General features: G+C 68.5%; 18 protein-coding genes and 4 pseudogenes. 16 read left to right on the top strand and 6 right to left on the bottom strand.

Annotated features, from left to right (window positions below):
- Positions 1-245: 245 nt before the first annotated feature.
- The 4 genes from AB0D57_RS44505 to AB0D57_RS44490 all read right to left on the bottom strand — a co-directional run bounded on the left by AB0D57_RS44505 (position 246) and on the right by AB0D57_RS44490 (position 1,602).
- Positions 246-566 (bottom strand): DUF6191 domain-containing protein, encoded by a 321-nt coding sequence (locus tag AB0D57_RS44505; protein WP_362087932.1) that lies wholly within the window; start codon positions 564-566, stop codon positions 246-248.
- A gap of 354 nt (positions 567-920) precedes the next feature.
- The gene (locus tag AB0D57_RS44500; RefSeq protein ID WP_362087929.1) at positions 921-1,121 is read right to left on the bottom strand and encodes a hypothetical protein; all 201 of its coding nucleotides are present in this window, start codon (positions 1,119-1,121) and stop codon (positions 921-923) included.
- 111 nt (positions 1,122-1,232) lie between these two features.
- Entirely contained in the window at positions 1,233-1,406 is a 174-nt protein-coding gene (locus AB0D57_RS44495; protein ID WP_362087926.1) for an ATP-binding protein, read from the bottom strand.
- 28 nt (positions 1,407-1,434) lie between these two features.
- A complete protein-coding gene (locus tag AB0D57_RS44490) occupies positions 1,435-1,602 on the bottom strand; it encodes a hypothetical protein (protein ID WP_362087923.1) in 168 nt (55 codons plus the stop codon).
- Positions 1,603-1,904: 302 nt separating this feature from the next.
- Between AB0D57_RS44490 and AB0D57_RS44485 the strand changes: the two genes are divergently transcribed.
- From AB0D57_RS44485 to AB0D57_RS44435, 11 genes and pseudogenes are all read left to right on the top strand, one after another.
- Positions 1,905-2,909 carry a hypothetical protein gene (locus tag AB0D57_RS44485; RefSeq protein WP_362087920.1) on the top strand — a complete coding sequence of 335 codons (1,005 nt, stop codon included), beginning with the start codon at positions 1,905-1,907 and terminating at the stop codon, positions 2,907-2,909.
- Between the two features lie 143 nt (positions 2,910-3,052).
- On the top strand, positions 3,053-3,757 hold the full coding sequence (locus tag AB0D57_RS44480) for a VanZ family protein (protein WP_362087917.1): 705 nt from the start codon (positions 3,053-3,055) through the stop codon (positions 3,755-3,757).
- A 68-nt stretch (positions 3,758-3,825) separates the two neighbouring features.
- Positions 3,826-4,521, top strand: coding sequence for a response regulator transcription factor (locus AB0D57_RS44475; protein WP_362087914.1), 696 nt, complete (start codon positions 3,826-3,828; stop codon positions 4,519-4,521).
- Positions 4,514-5,611, top strand: coding sequence for a HAMP domain-containing sensor histidine kinase (locus AB0D57_RS44470; protein WP_362087911.1), 1,098 nt, complete (start codon positions 4,514-4,516; stop codon positions 5,609-5,611). Before AB0D57_RS44475 ends, AB0D57_RS44470 begins: the two co-directional genes overlap by 8 nt.
- A gap of 106 nt (positions 5,612-5,717) precedes the next feature.
- Positions 5,718-6,002 (top strand): annotated as a pseudogene (locus AB0D57_RS44465) (ATP-binding protein); the annotation flags it as partial.
- Between the two features lie 232 nt (positions 6,003-6,234).
- Positions 6,235-6,750: a hypothetical protein gene (locus AB0D57_RS44460; RefSeq protein WP_362087908.1), complete on the top strand. Its 516-nt coding sequence runs from the start codon at positions 6,235-6,237 to the stop codon at positions 6,748-6,750.
- Positions 6,751-6,822: 72 nt separating this feature from the next.
- Positions 6,823-7,293, top strand: a complete 471-nt coding sequence (locus AB0D57_RS44455; protein ID WP_362087905.1) for a hypothetical protein — start codon at positions 6,823-6,825, stop codon at positions 7,291-7,293.
- On the top strand, positions 7,294-7,653 hold the full coding sequence (locus AB0D57_RS44450) for a transposase family protein (RefSeq protein ID WP_362087935.1): 360 nt from the start codon (positions 7,294-7,296) through the stop codon (positions 7,651-7,653). It begins immediately after the preceding gene.
- Positions 7,654-8,036: 383 nt separating this feature from the next.
- Positions 8,037-8,237: pseudogene (locus AB0D57_RS44445) on the top strand (IS256 family transposase); the annotation flags it as partial.
- Between the two features lie 186 nt (positions 8,238-8,423).
- Positions 8,424-9,989, top strand: coding sequence for a phospholipase A2 (locus AB0D57_RS44440; RefSeq protein WP_362087902.1), 1,566 nt, complete (start codon positions 8,424-8,426; stop codon positions 9,987-9,989).
- Between the two features lie 269 nt (positions 9,990-10,258).
- Positions 10,259-12,670: a proprotein convertase P-domain-containing protein gene (locus AB0D57_RS44435; protein WP_362087899.1), complete on the top strand. Its 2,412-nt coding sequence runs from the start codon at positions 10,259-10,261 to the stop codon at positions 12,668-12,670.
- On the opposite strand, the gene AB0D57_RS44430 is transcribed toward AB0D57_RS44435, so the two are convergent.
- Complete coding sequence (locus AB0D57_RS44430; RefSeq protein ID WP_362087896.1) at positions 12,559-13,719, bottom strand: ISAs1 family transposase; 1,161 nt, start codon at positions 13,717-13,719, stop codon at positions 12,559-12,561. The two genes, AB0D57_RS44435 and AB0D57_RS44430, sit on opposite strands and share 112 nt — an antisense overlap.
- Before the next feature lie 354 nt (positions 13,720-14,073).
- Between AB0D57_RS44430 and AB0D57_RS44425 the strand changes: the two genes are divergently transcribed.
- The 4 genes from AB0D57_RS44425 to AB0D57_RS44410 all read left to right on the top strand — a co-directional run bounded on the left by AB0D57_RS44425 (position 14,074) and on the right by AB0D57_RS44410 (position 17,169).
- Positions 14,074-14,508 carry a hypothetical protein gene (locus tag AB0D57_RS44425; protein WP_362087893.1) on the top strand — a complete coding sequence of 145 codons (435 nt, stop codon included), beginning with the start codon at positions 14,074-14,076 and terminating at the stop codon, positions 14,506-14,508.
- A gap of 117 nt (positions 14,509-14,625) precedes the next feature.
- The gene (locus tag AB0D57_RS44420) at positions 14,626-15,186 is read left to right on the top strand and encodes an NAD(P)H-dependent oxidoreductase (RefSeq protein WP_362087890.1); all 561 of its coding nucleotides are present in this window, start codon (positions 14,626-14,628) and stop codon (positions 15,184-15,186) included.
- Positions 15,183-15,713 carry a flavin reductase family protein gene (locus AB0D57_RS44415; protein WP_362087887.1) on the top strand — a complete coding sequence of 177 codons (531 nt, stop codon included), beginning with the start codon at positions 15,183-15,185 and terminating at the stop codon, positions 15,711-15,713. Before AB0D57_RS44420 ends, AB0D57_RS44415 begins: the two co-directional genes overlap by 4 nt.
- A 97-nt stretch (positions 15,714-15,810) precedes the next feature.
- Positions 15,811-17,169: an NtaA/DmoA family FMN-dependent monooxygenase gene (locus tag AB0D57_RS44410; protein ID WP_362087884.1), complete on the top strand. Its 1,359-nt coding sequence runs from the start codon at positions 15,811-15,813 to the stop codon at positions 17,167-17,169.
- 126 nt (positions 17,170-17,295) lie between these two features.
- On the opposite strand, the pseudogene AB0D57_RS44405 reads toward AB0D57_RS44410, so the two are convergent.
- Positions 17,296-17,496, bottom strand: a pseudogene (locus tag AB0D57_RS44405) (hypothetical protein); the annotation flags it as partial.
- A gap of 251 nt (positions 17,497-17,747) precedes the next feature.
- Here AB0D57_RS44405 and AB0D57_RS44400 point away from each other — a divergent pair.
- Positions 17,748-17,996, top strand: a pseudogene (locus tag AB0D57_RS44400) (transposase); the annotation flags it as partial.
- Positions 17,997-18,256: the final 260 nt, after the last annotated feature.

Below are 18,256 nucleotides of genomic sequence, written 5' to 3'. Positions count from 1 at the left end.
GGTGCGGTGCCAAGTCGCATGCCCGGTTCGGGAAGCGGCTCCGGGGAAACGGGCCGGTCGAAAGACCGGAACCGCGCCCCGGGCCGACTTCACCAACCTGCTCGGGGACGTTGGGGCGTTGTGACCAGGCGCCTCAGCTGGCCATTGAGCGTTGCAGGTGGCTACTCAGGCACTCAGTGATGGCCCCATCTAGCCGAACTCTGCATGGATATCCGGCAGTTGATCGTGTTGCCATCAGAGGTTCGCTACTGGTCGGCCCCCGGCATCCGGACGATTGCGGTCCCTCGCTCCAGGTCCACCGTTGTCCGGTTCGGTGGCGCTCCGTCCTCTTCGTCGTCCCGCATCAGCAGGGCCGACTGCCGCTCCTTGAGTTCGTTCTGCTTCCCCGGCGAAAAGCTCGCATGCAGCTGCTCGAACCCGGTCGCGGATATCTGGCCCTGCCGGACGCTGTTCCGCCACGGCAGCAGTCCGGCCCGCCCGGCACGGAGAAACAGCTGATCTGCGAAGGCCACGACGGTCAGCAGGATGACCAGTCCGGGCAAGGTCATGAAGACGGCGAATCCCATGCCCCCAGTATCCGGGCCCGGGGGTGATTCCGGCAGGGCCAACGGCATTGCCAGCTGTGATGCTCAAGGTGGCCAGCTGAAGCGCGTAGTCGCCACATCCGTGTACGGAAGTTCACCGGGAATCTCCACGACTCTACGCCGGACCCTCACTCGACAGTGTCCGCATTTCAGCAGGTCACAGCATTCCGTCGGTTGCCCGCAAGCCGGACTTCCGCTGGAAGCCAGGTTGGAGATCGAGCAGCCCGCGCGATCAACCGAGTGGGGGCCGTGACGAATGGGTTCGGTCCCGCCGTAGGCCCTGAGCGGTGTGCGGCGGATCCGACCGGCCGTAGTTCCTACGCTTTTCCGTTCCCATCACTGGAGCTGCCTGGCCACTTCCCGGGCGAACAGCCCGGTGCCCGAGCCGATGTCGGCGATCCGGTCGGTGGGGCCGAGCCGCAGCACTTCGGCGATGCGGCCGGACATCCAGGGGACGTAGTTGGGGTCGTAGACCCAGTGCTCGTCGTACTCGGCTGCCAGCCCCTCGTAGTGCCCCCGCATGTCGCGCTGCTCCACGATCCCCCTTGCGTCTTGCCCATGTCCCCGGTGGTGCCGTACCGGACCCCACAGGTTATCGCGCGTGCCGGTACGTCAACAGGGCGTAATCGGACGGGGATTGGGCGTCGATCAGCTCTTTGTGGGAGGCCGGTACACCTCAGCCCAGATCGTCTCTTCCGGGGCGTTGCGGCGTGGTGTGACCCCCCACGCATCGGCGAGGCCCGCGACCAGCAGCAGGCCCCGACCTGACTCGGCGTCGTGCGGGGAGGGTTCGGGGAGCCGCTCGGTGCGGATGTCGGACACTTCGAGGTACTGGGTTTCGTGGTGGCGGTCAGTCGGACCTCGAAGTCCCTTCCGGGGATGCGGCGTGGCGTACGGCGTTGGCGACGAGCTCGGCGGTGATGAGCGTCAGGGTCTCGTTGGCGGTGGAGTTGTAGTTGGGACACCAGACGTCCAGCCGGTGCGACACCAGTCGGTGGTCGAGGCGTGCGCCGCGCATGGTGGCCGAGGTGGCCTCGGGACGCGCGGTCGCCGGGCAAGTGCCCAGCCCGTCACCGGGATACAGGATTCCGCGACCCGGTCATGCGCGACGTTCTTCAAAGCCCTTGGGGAAACAACCAACCCCACCAAACCCGGCCCAGCAGCCGTGAGTTGGGGCGCCACTCGTTCGGGTGACGGGAGCGTCGGACGGTGGGGCGGGTGGGGTACGGTCGCCGCACATAACCGCAGACAGAGAACGGCCCCCGGCAGGACGGCAATCCCGGCGAGGGCCTGACCAACCAGGAAGAGAAGACCTTCCCGATGGCTGACCCGCAGTCTAACGCGGCCCTGCCCGCGCACCCGTTGCCCGCGCCCCCGGCGCTCCCTCCGGACGCGCCCCGCGCCGGTGTCCTCCACGTACGGCATCGCCACACCGAGCGCTACACCGTCGTCGGCAACCATCTCGCCCAACACCCCCGCCTGTCCGCTACGGCGATCGGCATCGGCGTCCATATCCAGTCCCTCCCCGATGGCGCGCCGGTGACCATCAAGGCGCTCACCGCGCGCTTCTCGGAGGGTGAGGTGACGATCGGCAGGGAGCTGCGGGAGCTGGAAGCGGCCGGGTACCTTGTCCGTCGCCGGGTGCCGCTCGGGGGTGGCCGTATCGCCACTCGGACGTTCTTTCTCGATCATCCGGGGGCTGTACGGGCCTCCGTGCGCGGGAGTGGATCGCGGGGCGCCGCCTCTATCTCCATCTCCGTGACCCCCGCGGCCGGGAGGGCGCGCGAGTCCGACGCCGCATCTGTGCCCGTACCCGTTCCTTCGCTCGAGCCCGCGTCGGTGGCCGGGGCCGGGTCGGTGGAGGTCCCGCGGTCCGCTGAGGTGCCAACTTCCGTACGTACGCGATCTGCTGACGCGGAACCCGTTACGTTGCCCACCGGTCCGGCGGCCGATCTGCTGGCCCGTCTGCGCCTCGCCGATTCGCGGCTGCTGCTGTCCACGCGGGACGTTCAGCGGCTCGTGCCCGCCGTCGAGAACTGGCTCGCCCGCTCCGCCACGCCGGAACAGATCACGCGGACCCTCACTGCGAGCCTTCCATCCCTGGCCGTACCCATGCACCACCCCGCCCGCCTTCTCGAATACCGTCTGACCACACTCCTGCCGCCCCCACTGCCGACAGCACCACCGCGTACGGCGACGGTGACGCCCCCGCTCCGGCCTGCGCCGCTGGCCACCTGCGAGGGATGCGAGCGCGCCTTCCGTACGCACGATCCGCATGCCCTCTGCCGCGACTGCCGCGCTGACGCCGCCCACTCGGTGGCTTGAGCCGACGTCGACAGGCTCGGGCCACCCCATACGTGACAGCCTTTAGGTTTGCGCCAATTCCTTGATGCCGCGGATTTCGTGTATCGCGGGCGTATCGAAAATCGGATACGCCACCGCAACGGCCCTGCGTCTCCAATGGGGGCATGAGCCGCAACGCATCCCTGTCAGCACCGTCCCGCCGCACGCGCAGGATCGTGCTCCTCGGCCTGGCGATCCTCGGTATGGCGAGCGCCGCGTTCGTCGTGCGGGGGCCGCTCATGATGGCCGCTCCGAGGTGCATGGCCGGGCGGTGGCACGGCTGCTTCGACACGTTCAACGGGGTGGTGCTCATGACGTTGGTCGCGCTGCCGTTGGCCGTGCTGGTGGTGTGGGTTCTGGCGCGCTGTCGGCGTGCCGTCGGCGGCACATCGGCGTGGCGGATGTCGCTGGCCGAGGTGGGCATGGTCCACGGGACGGTGCCGTTCCTGTGGATGACCATGATGCCGGGCGGCGGGGCCGGTGTCGTCCCCGCCCGGGTGAGCCTCGTACCCCTGCGGGACCTGGTCACGATGGGGCCGCTCGGGATCGTCGGCAACCTGCTGGTCTTCGCGGCGCTGGGGTTCTTCGCCCCGATGCGGTTCGCGGCGACGGCGTCCGTGCCGCGGATCCTGGCGCTCGGGGCGGGCTGCTCGGTCCTGGTCGAAACCGCACAGTACGTCCTGCGGCTCGACCGGGTGTCCTCCGTGGACGACGTACTGGTCAACACCGCCGGCGCCGTGCTGGCCGCGCTGGCGTCGCGCCGCTGGTGGCGCACTACGGCGGAAGCGGCGTCGGGCCGGCCTCGCCCCGCGCCGGCACCGGCAGGCTGAGTCGAGTGTCCGGTGTGTACACGTCTTCGGATACGTCGGCGATATGCCGTGCTGCTTAGGCTTCAGACATGCGCGTACTGATCGTGGAGGACGAGCCCTACCTGGCCGAAGCCGTCCGTGACGGTCTACGCCTTGAGGCGATCGCCGCCGACATCGCCGGCGACGGCGACTCCGCCCTGGAACTGCTCAGCGTCAACTCCTACGACCTCGCCGTCCTCGACCGCGACATCCCCGGCGCCTCCGGCGACGAGGTCGCCCGGCGCATCATCGCCTCCGGCAGCGGCATCCCGATCCTCATGCTCACCGCTGCCGACCGGATCGACGACAAGGCTTCCGGGTTCGGGCTCGGCGCCGACGACTACCTCACCAAACCGTTCGAGCTGCGGGAGCTCGTCCTGCGGCTGAGGGCGCTCGACCGCAGACGCGCGTACGCCCGGCCCCCGGTCCGCGAGATCGCGGGCCTGCGGCTCGACCCCTTCCGCCGGGAGGTCTTCCGCGACGGACGCTACGTCGCGCTGACCCGTAAGCAGTTCGCCGTCCTTGAAGTCCTCGTCGCCGCCGAGGGCGGGGTCGTCAGCGCCGAAGAGCTGCTGGAACGGGCCTGGGACGAGAACGCCGACCCCCTCACCAACGCCGTCCGCATCACCGTCTCCGCACTGCGCAAACGGCTCGGCGAACCATGGATCATCGCCACGGTGCCCGGCGTCGGCTATCGCATCGACACGCGACCGGAGGCCGGGCGCGAGGGAGGAAACCGTGGATAGAGCGCCTGGGTTGAGCGTTCGCTTCAAGCTCACCCTCAGCTACGCCGGATTCCTCATGCTCGCCGGCGTCCTGCTGCTCGCGGCGGTGTGGGTGTTCCTCCTGCGGTACGTCCCCGACCGTGCGCTCATCGTCTCCGCCGACACCGCCACCCATGGTGTCTTTCCCATCCGGTCCAACCTCCTGCGCGTCTTCGCTCCGAGGGCAGCCGCAGTTCTGGCGTTCCTGCTGGTGCTCGGCCTCGTAGGAGGGTGGATCCTCGCCGGCCGGATGCTCGCACCACTCACGCAGATCGCGGATGCGGCACGGATGGCCGGGAACCGGTCGCTGTCCCACCGCATCCGCATGAAGGGCCGCCAGGACGAATTCCGTGAACTCTCCGACGCGTTCGACTCGATGCTCGAACAACTCGAGTCCCATGTCGCCGAGCAGCAGAGGTTCGCCGCGAACGCCTCCCACGAACTGCGCACCCCCCTAGCCATCTCGCGGACGCTCCTCGACGTCGCCCGCAAGGACCCCACGCGGGACCGGGGCGAACTCATCGAACGCCTGCACGCGGTCAATACGCGGGCGATCGACCTCACCGAGGCCCTCCTGCTGCTCAGCCGCGGCGACCGCGGAAACTTCACCCGCGAGAGCGTCGACCTCTCCCTCATCGCCGAAGAAGCCGCCGAAACGCTGCTTCCCCTCGCCGAACAGCGCCGGATCACGCTCGACGTCACCGGCGGGGCGGCCCGGACCAGTGGCTCCGCGGAGCTCCTGCTGCGGATGGTGACGAACCTCGTCCAGAACGCCATCGTCCACAACCTCCCCGCCGGCGGCGCCGTCACGGTCCACACCGAGGCGCACGGCGACACGAGCGTGCTGCGGGTCGAGAACACGGGCTCTCGGCTCCCACCGGAACTGGTACCGACCCTCACCGAACCCTTCCGGCGCGGAACGGAACGCGTACGCACCGACGAACACGCCGGCGTAGGCCTCGGCCTGGCCATCGTGCACAGCATCGTCCGCGCCCACGACGGGACCCTCGACCTCGCCCCCCGCCCCGCCGGAGGTCTCCTCGTCACGGTCCGGCTTCCCGGCACGCCGTAGGAATCGTCCCCGAGCGGGGCTCACTGCATGTGCGGATGGAGCAGGCGGTGGCAGCGCAACAGAGTCATCACTGTTCACGCCAAGCGGGGTGGCCACTCTGAGTGACGTGATCCAGGAAACTGCCTGCTCCGAGTCCCAACCAGGCAAACGCTTCCGCAACTTCAGCGTGCAGCTGTCTTCCACCCCTCGCGGAGCCCGCCTCGCGCGTCTGCCGGCAATGGAGCAACTGTGCGCCTGGGAGCTGCTGTTTGACCCGGCCTGCCAGGTCGTGGGCGAGTTGACTGCGAACGCGGTCACCCACGGTCGGGTGCCAGGCAGGGACCTCCGGCTGTCGCTGTACGTCATCGCGAACACGCTCCGCATCGAGGTCACCGACACGGCGGGGGACCGGCCCCTCAACCACAGGCCGAGATCCAGAGCAGAGGTCCCGTTGCCCGGCCAATGAGGTGTTGCCATCCTGATTCTTGCTGGTCAGCGGGGCTGGCGTGTCGTTTCAATGGGGTGCTCGTGCTGGTCAGGGAGGAGATCGGTAGCACGTGATCGTCCGTCAGGGGCGTCTTCCGCGCTTCCCGGGTGCGGGTCTCGGCTTGCTGCGTAGCTTCTGCGCGGGAGGGATCTGCATCGTGGACGTGCTGACGTGGACGGTCGAGCGGCGGGTGCGGCTGGCGGAACGCGCCGAGTTGCTGCGCAAGGAACTGGCGGAGATCGACGCGGAGGTGGCCCGGCTGGAGGCTGCCGAGGTGGTGTTCGGGCAGTGGGCGGAGGCGACCGACGGTGGACGGCGGCCGTCGGGCATCGTGGAGCCGGAGCCGGAGCCGGAGCCGGAGCCGGAGCCGGAGCCGGAGCCGGAGCCGGAGCCGGAGCCGGAGCGGGTGGTGGCCGGTCCGGGTGCGGGTGGGATGCGGCTGGTGCCGGACCGGGCCGAGGGCTTGGGGGTGGAGGTCCTGTCCCCGGAGTACCGGCGGATCATGGAGATCGTTGCCGGTTCGGGCGGGCCGGTGATGGCCAGGGATGTCGCGATCGCGCTGGGCCGGGACACGACGCCGGCGAAGGTGGAGCCGGTTCGCGGGCAGCTGCGCAAGCTCGCCGACCGGGGCTGGATCTCCCGGACCGGCGCGGGCCGTTATCTTCCGCGCTGACAGGCCAGGACGGCGGCGGACCGGCCGATTCCGGCCGTAACAGGAGGGCCCCCGGCGGGAGTTGGTGCGTGTGTGAAGACCCACCGCCCCGCCGAGGGCTCTCAGGAAGCTGTCTATCAGGTTCGCCTCCCGCTGTCGAAGCGGACCATCGATCTCGTCGCCGGCCTGATACGCGGACGACGCAAGGAGCTGGGCTCCCGCTGGCGCAAGCTCACCCCGGGCACCCAGGCGGTCGTCGTGCTCGCCGTGCTCCGCCACGACCAGCGCCTTTCCGACATGGCCGGCGGTAACGCCGTCGCCGCTTCCACCGTGCGTCGCTGGGTGAAGGAAGCGATTGAGCTCCTGGCTGTGCGAGCCCCGCGTCTGGACCGGGCACTGAAGAAGATCGCCCGCAGCGAAGGAGTCGTGGTCCTGCTGGACGGCACCCTCGTCCGTACACGCCGCCGCACCGGGGCGGACAACCGGAAGAACTTCTCCGGCAAGCACAAGATTCATGGCCTGCTGTTTCTCGCGCTGACCAACGAGAAGGGCAACCTGATCTGAATCTCCGCGGCCAAACCCGGCCGCTCCAGCGAGATCACCGCCGCCCGCCACAACAAGATCACCGGCCATCTGCGTGCGGCAGGACTCGGCGCCCTGGCCGACCTCGGGTTCGTCGGCCTGGACGACGAACCCGACGGCCCGGTGGTCATCACCGGCCGCAAGGCCACCCGCAATCACCGCCTCACCGACGCGGAGAAGGAAGCGAACCGCCTGCTCAACCGCGAACGCGCCGCCGTCGAGCACGGCTTCGCGAACCTGAAGTCCTGGCGCTTTCTCACCAAGATCCGCATGAACGCCCGGCACGCGACCACCCTCCTGCGGGCCCTGCTCGTCCTCGCGAACACAGAAATCCACCGGTGACAGACGATCTCCCACGGAAGATCACGCCCCTGACCGGCGTGAGTACATCACCGCAGGCGCACACCAGCCCCGTGACCTGCGAAGTCAGAATGGAAACTTCTCAATGCCCTTACCCGGATGACTTCCTGAGGATTAATCAGCGCCCGCACTCGGCGTGGGCTACGTCACGTCATCTGGCTGTTACGCCGACTGGGTGGCTGGTGTCTTGATGTCGAGTCCATGAGCGACTGACGTGATCACGTCTAATTTGATTCAGGGAAGAGTGGGCAGCGCTGAAACTGATGAGGATGGCGCAAGCAGCTGTCGTCACCGCAGGGGCGGCCTTCGCAGGCCTGGGCCCCGTTACACCCGCCTCGGTGCGGCTGAGGTGTACTGCGCTGCCGTCTGCGCTGCGCCTTCGCACCAAGGTCACCCGCGGCGCCGGCAGCCCTGCCGCAGCCCTCGCGATGGTGTTCAAACTCGTCGAATCCGCCCAGGCCCGCCGGCGGGCAATCCGCGGAGCCCACCTCGTCGCCCTGGTCCGCACAGGCGCCAAGTTCGAATACGGCGTCCTGGTCGAACGCGCGGAGACCGCCACCGCCTGATCACGCCTCACCCGAACCGCAACTCTGGACAATTGCTCGGCCAGAGCTCCGCTCATGAGTCCTGTCTGACCCGCTGTCACCAACCACCGCACGCATCCCGGGGGAACCTCAGGATGTAGCATCCAGTCCGAATTGTCCAAGATCATTAACCGTCGACATCCAGGTCGACTTGACGAGAGGGAAACGGTGCGCAGAACCGCACTTCCTACTATCGCGGCCGCATTGGGGCTGGCGCTGCTGCCACTGCAGCCCACCTCGGCCGCCGAGGTGCAGTCCGCCTCAGCCGCCGAGGTGCCCGACCAGCCTTGGTCCGAAGGCACGATCGAGGCAATCGGCCCCGGCACATATGAGTCCGCGGGCAAGAGCTTCAGCATCCCTGAGACCGACGTATCGGGGGGCCTGATGGGCCGCTCCCACAGGGTCGTCGCTCAGCTCCAGGGCATCTCGCAGCCGCAGGACGCCCCCACCAACCGGTCGGACCTCGGTGTGTTCGGCCCGAGCTGGGAAGCCGAGTTCCTCGGCGGCGAGCTCAACCGCAAGCTGACTCAGGGCTCGGGCTCGATCACGACGGCGGACCTGGCCGGCGCGGCGCCCACCCGCTACGACCTGACCGACTCCGTCGCCGGTCCCAACGGCGGCAGTGTCAACACCTACACGGCCGCCGACGGCTCCAAGCTGGTCGAGACCATCAAGTGGGACGACCTCGCCGGTACGCTGAAGACGACCGTCGTGGAGACGCTGAACATCGACCTGACGACGCCCGTCGAGGGCGACGACGTCCCTGTCGATGCGCTGGGCAACCCGATCCCTGCGGCCGCCCTCAAGCCCTCATACACGTACAAGCAGGTCGGCGGCGGCGGCGACAACTGGCGTGTGACGGCCGCGGGCAATGTGGCGTACAAGCTGACCACGGTCTCCTACGACAGCATCGGCCGCGTATCCACCATCAACTGGCCCCAGACGCCAGCGACGCCGGCGGAGTCGTACAAGGTCAACTACGCCACCACGACCACCGCTTCCGGTGGAACCCTCGGTGACTTCACGGGCCGGGTGAAGGGCATCACCCGCACCTCCGGGCAGACCGTGGAGACCCTGGCCAGCTACTCCTACGACGGCTCCGGGCTGCTGCGCAAGGTCACCAACCCGACCGCGGGCACCGACCTGAACACCTACACCTACGACACCAACGAACGGCTGGCCAGCGTAGCCACCCCCGTTTCCACGTGGGAACTGAACTACGTCGGTGACGCCGCCGCTCCGGATGCGGTGCAGACTGCCGGTTCCACCCCTGGTTCTCCTACTGTGGCCGACAACCCGTGGTACTGCGACCACGCCATGAGGTGGGTCTGGCGGCAGTACGACAGCTGCTGGGCGTTGCGCGTCGCTCACTACGGCTGGCGTACTCCGGCGTGGAAGCAACTCCCCAACAGCCGCTATGTTTTGGGCATCACCCACGACCACTGCACCAACTCGCTGGACAGGCCGTTCGGTTTCGACTTCCGCACCGCGTGCGACGCGCACGACTACACCTACGGAGTCATAGGCAACTTCTACAAGGGCAACGGACTCGCCCACATGACCCCAGACAAAAAGTGGAGCAGCGACGCCGAGTTCCACTCACTGCTCACCAGGCAGACCTGCCCGCGTTACTCTTGGCCTGCCCGGCGTACGTGCGAACGTATTGCCAATATCTACTACTGGGGCGTCAGGTGGGGCGGGGACCCGAAGAGGGGCGCAGACGCGACCACCTGATCGCTCAGTTGTCTCGGCCTGCTGAGCGTTAGGGCCTTCCAAAAGAAGGGCCCCGGGGCCGGGCGGTGCGAGAACCCCTCGCCGCCCGGCCCCTTTTCGCGGCCCGCGCACCCACAGCACCCTTCCCCCTGCTGAGCGTCAGGGCCTTCCGGAATAATGACCCCGGGGTCGGGCGGTGCGAGAACCCCTTGCCGCCCGGCCCCTTTTCGCGGCCCGCGCACCCGCACCATCCTTCCCCCTTGCATCACTTCTCGGTGGAGTAATCACACATGACCCGACACAGACGAGGCATAATCGCCGCCGCGGCGGCTGCCCTCGTGTTCATCGCGATACCGGCGGTGGCCGCACCCACACCTCCCGACAACAGGGAGGACATTGCCGCGCAGACCGACCCCGTCGACGCGCCGCTGCGCGCGAAGACGCGAGGCGGCGGGAGCGTCCGCGTCAATGTCGTCACCAAGAGCCGAGGGGACCTGGACAGCGCCGCGACCGCCGGCAACAGGGCGCAGTCCTTCGACAAGCTGCCGCTGGTCACGCTCAAGGTCGACAAGGGCGGCCTGGACAAGCTGGCCGCCAACCCGCGCGTGGTCAGCGTCACCGAGGACATACCGGTGCCGCCGACGCTGAACGAGAGCGTCCCCCTGATCGGCGGCGACAAGGCCGTCGCGGCGGGCAAGACCGGCGCGGGCACCGCGATAGCCATCCTCGACACCGGCGTCGCCACCAAGCACCCGTTCTTCGGCAACCGGGTCAAGACGGAGGCGTGTTACTCCGTCAGCGACGACAGCTACGGCGCTACCAGCCTCTGCCCCGACGGCACCACCGAGCAGGAGGGCGCCGGCAGCGCGAACTCCGAAGCGGGGCCGTGCGCCACGATGGGCGACGTCTGCTCCCACGGCACCCACGTCGCCGGGATCGCCGCCGGCAACGGAGCCGGCATCAGCGGCGCACCCGTACGCGGTGTCGCCCCCGGCGCGGACCTCATCGCCATCCAGGTGTACTCCCGGTTCGACTCCGAGGACTACTGCGGAGCAGGGGCCAGCCCGTGCGTGCTCAGCTTCACCAGCTCCCAGATCAAGGGACTGGAGAAGGTGTCCGCGCTGAAGGCGGCCGGAACCAACGTCATCGCCGCGAACCTGTCCCTCGGTGCGGGACGCTGGACCTCCGAATGCGACTCCGACCCGCGCAAGGTGATCATCGACACCCTGCTCACGCGGGGTGTCGCCACCGTCGTCGCGGCCGGCAACAACGGCTACACCGACGCGGTCAGCGCCCCCGGCTGTGTGACCTCCGCCGTCACGGTCGGCGCCACCACCGACGCCGACCAGCTGGCCACCTTCACCAACCGCGGCCCGCTGCTGGACTACTTCGCCCCCGGCACCAACATCGTCTCCTCCGTTCCCGGCGGCGGCTACGCCTCCATGAACGGCACCTCCATGGCCGCCCCCCACGTGGCCGGCGCCCTGGCGATCCTCCGGCAGGCGTTCCCTGCCGAGAACATGACGGACCTTCAGTTGCGGCTGACCAACGCCGGTAAGGCCATCACCTACACCGGCGGCAGCACCACCCGTATCGACGTCGGCAAGGCGGTCGGCGGACCGGCACCGGAACCCGCACCGGACCCCAAGCCCCGTCCCACCAAGGTCATCAACGAAAAGGCGTACGCCATCCCCGACGCGGGAATCCTCGAGGCGCCGATCACGGTGTCCGGCGTCCCCGGCAACGCCTCCACTGCGATGAAGGTGGCCGTGAAGCTCACCCACGAGTCGCGCGGTCAGATCAGGATCGATCTGATCGCCCCGGACGGCCAGAGGTACCCCGTCAAACCGCTGTCGTCGGAAGGCGGCGGCACCCTCGACGCCATCTACGTCGTCGACGCGGGCACCGCCCCCGCGAGCGGCACCTGGAAGCTGAACATCAAGGACACCATCACAGGCTCCACCGGCACCCTCACCTCCTGGTCCCTCCTGTTCGCCTCGTCGGGTGGGGAAACCGAAGCCTCCTTCGAGAAGTCCGGGTCCTACTTCATCGACAAGGCCAACGGCACCCTCACCTCGCCGATCACCGTCGACGGGTTCACCGGCAAGGCCTCGCGCCTCCTGCGCGTGTACGTGGGTGCCACGCACGAACGGATCGGCGACCTGAAGATCGACCTGGTGGCCCCCGACGGCCGTTCCTACAGCATCAAGCCGGCGACCCTGACGGAGCCCGCCGGCACCCTCAGCGAGACCTACACGGTCGACGCCAGCAACTCCCCGGCCAACGGGACTTGGAAGCTCCTCGTCTCCGACGTCGTCGACGGTTCCAGAGGATTCCTCACCGCATGGTCGCTGGGGTTCCCGTCGCTCGAGAACCAGACCAGCCGCGCGATCCCTGACGGCGGATCCGTCGATGTGCCAATCACCATCATGGGCTTCCCCGGTAACGCGTCCAGGGAACTCAAGGTCCATGTGGAGGCCCAGCACGAGTGGCGCGGCGATGTGAAGATCGAGCTCCTGGACCCGAACGGCAAGGCGTATCTGGTGAAGCCGACTTCGGGGACGGACACCGGCCAGACCATCAGGAAGACCTACACCGTCGACGCCAGTACGTCCCCGGCGTCCGGCACATGGAAGCTCCGCGTCTCGGACGTCTTCACGAGCTCCACAGGCACCATCAACAGCTGGACGCTCGCCTTCTGACGCCCCCGGCTCGAAATGAACCGGCCGCCGCCCGGGGAGGGCGGTGGCCGGTCACGCATGCCAGGGAGCGCGTCACTTGCGGTCCGGCAACCGGTTCGGTTCACGTCCTTGAACACACCGCAACCGAAGGCGAAGGGATGCCTGCGGCCCTTGGCCCGGCGCGGGTCAGGCACTGCCCCGAGACAGTCCCAGCAGGCCCGGGTGGTCCTCGGGCGTGGGAGGCCGGGCAGCGGAGAGCCGGCGACCTTGCCGGTCTTGCGGTCGGTGCGGCGGCGCTTGATCTGGACTGCCTGGCGGGCGCCGGGGAAGAGCAGGTTACTAACGGTGGCGACCTTGATTCGGCGGATCTCGGAGCGGCCGTGGCCGCTGTCCCGGGTGCGGCTCTGGAGCGGAATTTCCTTCCAGGGCAAGCACTTGAGCTGCTTGCGCAGCTTCTTCTGGTTGCCCTTGACGATCGCGATGTAGTGGGCCCGGCGGCCCAGGAGGTATCCGGCATGCTCGCGCTGGGTGTGGAGCGCGTCGCTGGTGACCACGGTTCCGGCCAGGTTGGCGACAGTGTCCAACAGCGGCTGGAAGCAGGTGGTCTCGCCGGTCTTCTCGCCCACGTCGAGCTGGGCCACGACCAAGCCGGACGTGTGCTCCAGGGCGGCGAGCAGGTGGACCTTGCGGCCGCTGGCCTTGGCCGCGCCGCGCAGGCTCTTCCCGTCCACGGACAGCCCGCGCAATCCGGAGCTCTCGGGGCGGCGGTCGGCGAGCCAGCCGCCCACGGCCCGGTCCAGAGCGTCGCCGTCGACGCGGGCCAGCAGCCGGCGGACCGTCGCCTCCGCCGGCACCAGCCGCCGCGGCAGTACCGGATCAGGCTGCACGCCGAACCGTTCCAGCACCTGCGGTGGTGCGTCCACGATCCACTCGCCGACCGCGAGTAGTGAGGTTGCCCCGGCCAACACCGCACACGCGGCCAGCGCGAGCACGACGGCCAGGGCGTGCCGCACCCCGCGCGGGTCGCGGGGATCTGGCACCTCGGCCAGCCGTTCCAGCAGGCCCGGCACCTCCTGTCGGCGTACACGTGAACGTCCCCACCCGCGTACGGATGAACGCGGCCAGTTCCTGATGCACTGAGGGATGCTGCTCGGCACTCTGCTGCTTGGTCGGTGTAGGTGCAACTCGGCGCGTTCCGCCAGCCGCCCCCGCCGCTCGACCGTCCACGTCAGCACGTCCACGATGCAGATCCCTCCCGCGCAGAAGCTACGCAGCAAGCCGAGACCCGCACCCGGGAAGCGCGGAAGACGCCCCTGACGGACGATCACGTGCTACCGATCTCCTCCCTGACCAGCACGAGCACCCCATTGAAACGACACGCCAGCCCCGCTGACCAGCAAGAATCAGGATGGCAAGACCTCAATGTGCCACCATCACCCTCACCCGTTCCAGCACGGTCGCCGCCGGGGTCTACGCCCCGGGCCATCAACACCTTCCTGGCCGAGGTCGCCGCCACCGGCGCCCAGTTCCTGGCCCGCTGCAAGTCCACCCGCCGACCGCCCCTGCTGCGGGCCCTGTCCGACGGCTCCTACCTATCCCGATTCGGGGAGCTGACGGTACGCGTCATCGAGGCCGACATCGTCTGCGTCCTGGCGGACGGCACCCACGTCGGCGGGCGCTACCGCCTGGCCACCACCCTGCTGGACCCCGTAACCGACCCCGCCGAGCGTCTGACCAGGCTCTATGCCGCGCGTTCAGAGATCAGGGCCCGTCGACTGACTGCACAGGATGTTACGGATCGGCTGACTCCGCGCAACGACGTCGAAACAGATGAACCGCAAAGTGAAGGCGCAGAGTGAGCCTCTGTCGTCCGCCGGCACAACCAATCCTGGCGTGACTCGACGGAGGTGCCGCCTGCCCGCAGGCAAGGGCATCGCCGCTTCCACATCCCTCCTGAATGTTGAAGGCGAGGCACCATGTTCAAGATCGTCCTGCTTGTCGGAAATCCAAAACCCGGGTCGAGGACCCTGCGCGTGGCCCATGCTCTGGCGGTCCGGTTGATGGGGGAGCGTCCCTACGCGATCGACACCATCGAGCTGGCGGACCATGCGAAGGAGCTCTTCGAGTGGCCGTCGGCGACGATGGACCGGCTCGCTGCGGCCGTCGTGAGCGCCGACGCGGTGCTGGTCGCGTCGCCGACCTACAAGGCGACGTACACCGGGATGCTGAAGAGCTTCCTGGACCGCTTTCCGGCCCGGGGCCTCAGTGGTGTGGTGGCGATACCGGTGATGACCGGGGCGGATCGCGGCCACTCGATGGCGCCTGACGTCAGCCTGCGTCCGCTCCTGGTCGAGCTTGGTGCCCGGGTGCCGACGCAGTCGTTCTACTTTGTCACCAGCGACATCGACCAACTCGACGACATCGTCGCGGCGTGGGTCGAGAACAACGCGGCGACCTTGCGGAGCCTGCCGCGCCTGGTGTGTCGCGAGGACGCTGCCACCGTCTCCGCCGGTGTCGGCGAGGGGGCTTCGCGATGAGCGCCGGCACCGCCGACCACCTGGTCCGGACGTTGGCGGCCGGGGATGCAGAGGCGGGCCGCACCCTGCGCCACGCCGTAGGCCACTACGCCTCCGGCATCACCGTCATCACGGCGCAGGACGAGTTCGGCCCGGTCGGGTTCACCTGCCAGTCCTTCTACAGCGTCTCCCTCGAGCCGCCGATGGTGTCGTTCAGCGTGATGCGCTCCTCCACCACCTTCCCGCGCATCCGCGAGGTCGGGCGCTTCTGCGTCAACGTCCTCTCGGCGCCGCAGTCGCGACTCTCGGACCAGTTCGCGACCAGGGGATCGGACAAGTGGAGCGGGGTCGAGTGGCGCCTGACGGGCGCGGGCAATCCCGCCCTGGCAGGCGCGCTCACCTGGATCGACTGCGATCTGCGCGATGTCCATGACGCAGGTGACCACCACATCGTCACCGGCCAGGCCCACACCCTGGGCGTCGCCCAGCACACCGACGAGCCGTTGCTCTACTTCCAGGGGTCCTACCGCCACCTTCGGCAGGCCTGATCCCGCCTCCTTATCGCGCCCGCGTCGGCGCTGGACTCGGCACGTCCTGACGTGCCGGAGCTTTTCCGCACACCCTTCCCAGGAACGGATGCACCCAATGCGCAAGGAACTGGTCCTTAACGGATTCCATATGAACGCGGTCACCCACATGTACGACGGTGGGTGGCGCAACCCCGACGACCGCCAGATCGAGTTCAGCCAGCTCGAGTTCTGGCAGGACGTCGCCCGCACGCTTGAGCGCGGCTTCTTCGACAACATCTTCTTCGCCGACGCGATGGGCAGCGACCCGGCGTACAACAACGACTGGAGCATCTATCCGCGACAGGGTATCCACTTCCCGTGTCACGACCCGCTCGCCGTAGCCGCGGCACTGATCGCCACGACCGAGCACATCGGCCTCACCTTCACAAGTGGCGTCGTGCAGGACCCGCCGTTCAACTTCGCCAAGCGGATCTCCACCCTGGACCACCTCAGCCGCGGCCGGATCGGGTGGAACATCGTCACCGGCCACATAGAGAACGGCTTCCGCAACCTCGGGTTCGACGGGATGTTGCCGCACGACGAGCGCTATGCGCGCGCCGAGGAGTACATGGAGGTCGTCTACAAGCTGTGGGAGGGCTCGTGGGAGGACGACGCCGTGATCGCCGACAAGGCAGCCGGGGTGTACGCCGACGCGGAGCGGATCCACAAGATCAATCACGCGGGGGAGTACTACCGCGTCGAGGGCCCGCACATCGTCACGCCGTCCCCGCAGCGGACGCCGGTTCTCTTCCAGGCCGGGTCCTCGACAGCAGGCCGGGCGTTCGCCGCCCGGCACGCCGAGGGCGCCTTCGTCCTCTGTCTCCATCCAGCCGCTATGCGCACGGCATCGGCAAAGATGAAGCCCCTCCTCGAGGCCGAGGGTCGCTCGCTCGACGACCTGGTCATGGTGCAGGGCATGTCGTTTGTCGTCGGGTCGACCGAAGAGGAGGCGAAACGGAAGGCCGCCGAGCTCGATCAGTACCTCGACACCGAGGTACTCAAGGCCCGCGTCAGCCGCGACCTCGGCATCGATCTGGGCGGCGTCCAGGCTGACCAGCCCCTGGACACCATCAAGACGGACTACGTCCAGGGGATCATCACCCTGCTCCAGGAGGCGGTGCCTGATGGCCGCCCCAAGGTGCGAGACCTGCCGATGCTCTACTCCGTCCGCGTCGTCGGGACGCCCGAGCAGATCGCCGACGAGTTGCAGGTCTGGCAGGACGCCGGTATGGGCGGCATCAACGTGGCGGCCCAGGCGGTGCCCGGCACTATCGCCGAATTCGTCGACCACGTGGTGCCCGTCCTGCAGAAGCGTGGGCTGGCGAAGCGGGAGTACGCACCGGGAACTTTGCGGGAGAAGCTCTTCCCTGGTCGCCCCGCCCGACTGGAGGGGACTCACCCGGGCGCCTCTTACCGCAGGGTCCACGCGAACTGACGAGAGGAGAACGATGGGGGCCGGCGACGGCGACGGCGTCGGCCCCCGGCCCGTCTGATCCGTCGTGCAGGCGCGTGAGGCGCGACGAGCTTCGCTGACAGTCAGAGCCTGTCGACAGAGGGGTAGCGCAGCCGCAGCGAACGCCTGGGCCTGCTGGCCCCAGAGCCGTCTGGTCTCGCATGAGGCCTGGATTGCGGCCTGCTCGATGCCCGCGATGGCGCGCTCCAGGTCGTCGGGGTCCTGGGTGCTGACAGCGATGAGGCCGGTCGCCCGGAGGATGCCGTGTCCCCCAACTCCAGCCGCAGCGACACGATTTCTTCCCGCCATCGCTCCACCTACTCGTCGAGCAGGCCGTCCTGGACGGTGTACGTACGCAACTGTGTGGTCTTCGGCATGGCAGACATCCTCTCCGAACTCGCAGTCGAAGAGGGTCGGATTCCCCCGGTGCGTCTGCCACCGGAACCCGACCCCTCATGCTCCGGTGCGAGGGGCGGTCTTTCCCAAGGACCACGGCGGTGAAATGACCTCACCAAACCCCACCTTTCCGCCCGCAGTGCATCCTCACCCGCGCGAGTGCGGACGCCACCCTCAAGGAGCGCATGGCCCGCAAGCTGCGGACCAAGCCCGGCAAGGGCGCCTACAGCCGCCGCAAAGCCATCGTCGAACCCGTCTTCCGCCAGATCATGACCTGCCAGAACGGCCGCCAACTCCTCCTGCGCGGCGAGGACGGAGCCCGCGGCGAGTGGCGACTGCTGGCCGCCTGCCACAACCTCCGCAAGATCTTCCGACACGCCGGAACCGCAGGACTCGCCACGACGATCGGCTGACCAGCCCGGCCAACGGCCCCCTTCAGGCCGATCCCCCAGCCGACCCGACCAGGCCACCCGCCCGGCAGGCACGCAGTGAGCAACCACCACCGATCTCACCGCCACGACCACCAGCCGATTGCTCGTTACCGGGACACGCTCCTAGGGCCTGTCCGGCGGATCATTCCGGAGACGCGGGGTCTGGCACGCCGATCTGCGGCGTTGTCGTCGGTTGCCGACGCTCCGCGTCGACGCCCTCCTCCGCCTTGCAGCTCGACGCA

It is taken from the genome of Streptomyces sp. NPDC048275 (assembly GCF_040652275.1).
In the GTDB taxonomy this organism is placed as follows: Bacteria; Actinomycetota; Actinomycetes; order Streptomycetales; family Streptomycetaceae; genus Streptomyces.
This window is presented reverse-complemented; position numbering and strand designations above follow the sequence as displayed.

Bases quoted from the DNA above. Each gene is read 5' to 3' on its own strand.
- AB0D57_RS44490 (WP_362087923.1), bottom strand. From the start codon at position 1,602: ATGCGCGGCGCACGCCTCGACCACCGACTGGTGTCGCACCGGCTGGAC.
- AB0D57_RS44420 (WP_362087890.1), top strand. From the start codon at position 14,626: ATGTTCAAGATCGTCCTGCTTGTCGGAAATCCAAAACCCGGGTCGAGG.
- AB0D57_RS44480 (WP_362087917.1), top strand. From the start codon at position 3,053: ATGAGCCGCAACGCATCCCTGTCAGCACCGTCCCGCCGCACGCGCAGG.
- AB0D57_RS44410 (WP_362087884.1), top strand. From the start codon at position 15,811: ATGCGCAAGGAACTGGTCCTTAACGGATTCCATATGAACGCGGTCACC.
- AB0D57_RS44475 (WP_362087914.1), top strand. From the start codon at position 3,826: ATGCGCGTACTGATCGTGGAGGACGAGCCCTACCTGGCCGAAGCCGTC.
- AB0D57_RS44485 (WP_362087920.1), top strand. From the start codon at position 1,905: ATGGCTGACCCGCAGTCTAACGCGGCCCTGCCCGCGCACCCGTTGCCC.
- AB0D57_RS44435 (WP_362087899.1), top strand. From the start codon at position 10,259: ATGACCCGACACAGACGAGGCATAATCGCCGCCGCGGCGGCTGCCCTC.
- AB0D57_RS44415 (WP_362087887.1), top strand. From the start codon at position 15,183: ATGAGCGCCGGCACCGCCGACCACCTGGTCCGGACGTTGGCGGCCGGG.
- AB0D57_RS44505 (WP_362087932.1), bottom strand. From the start codon at position 566: ATGGGATTCGCCGTCTTCATGACCTTGCCCGGACTGGTCATCCTGCTG.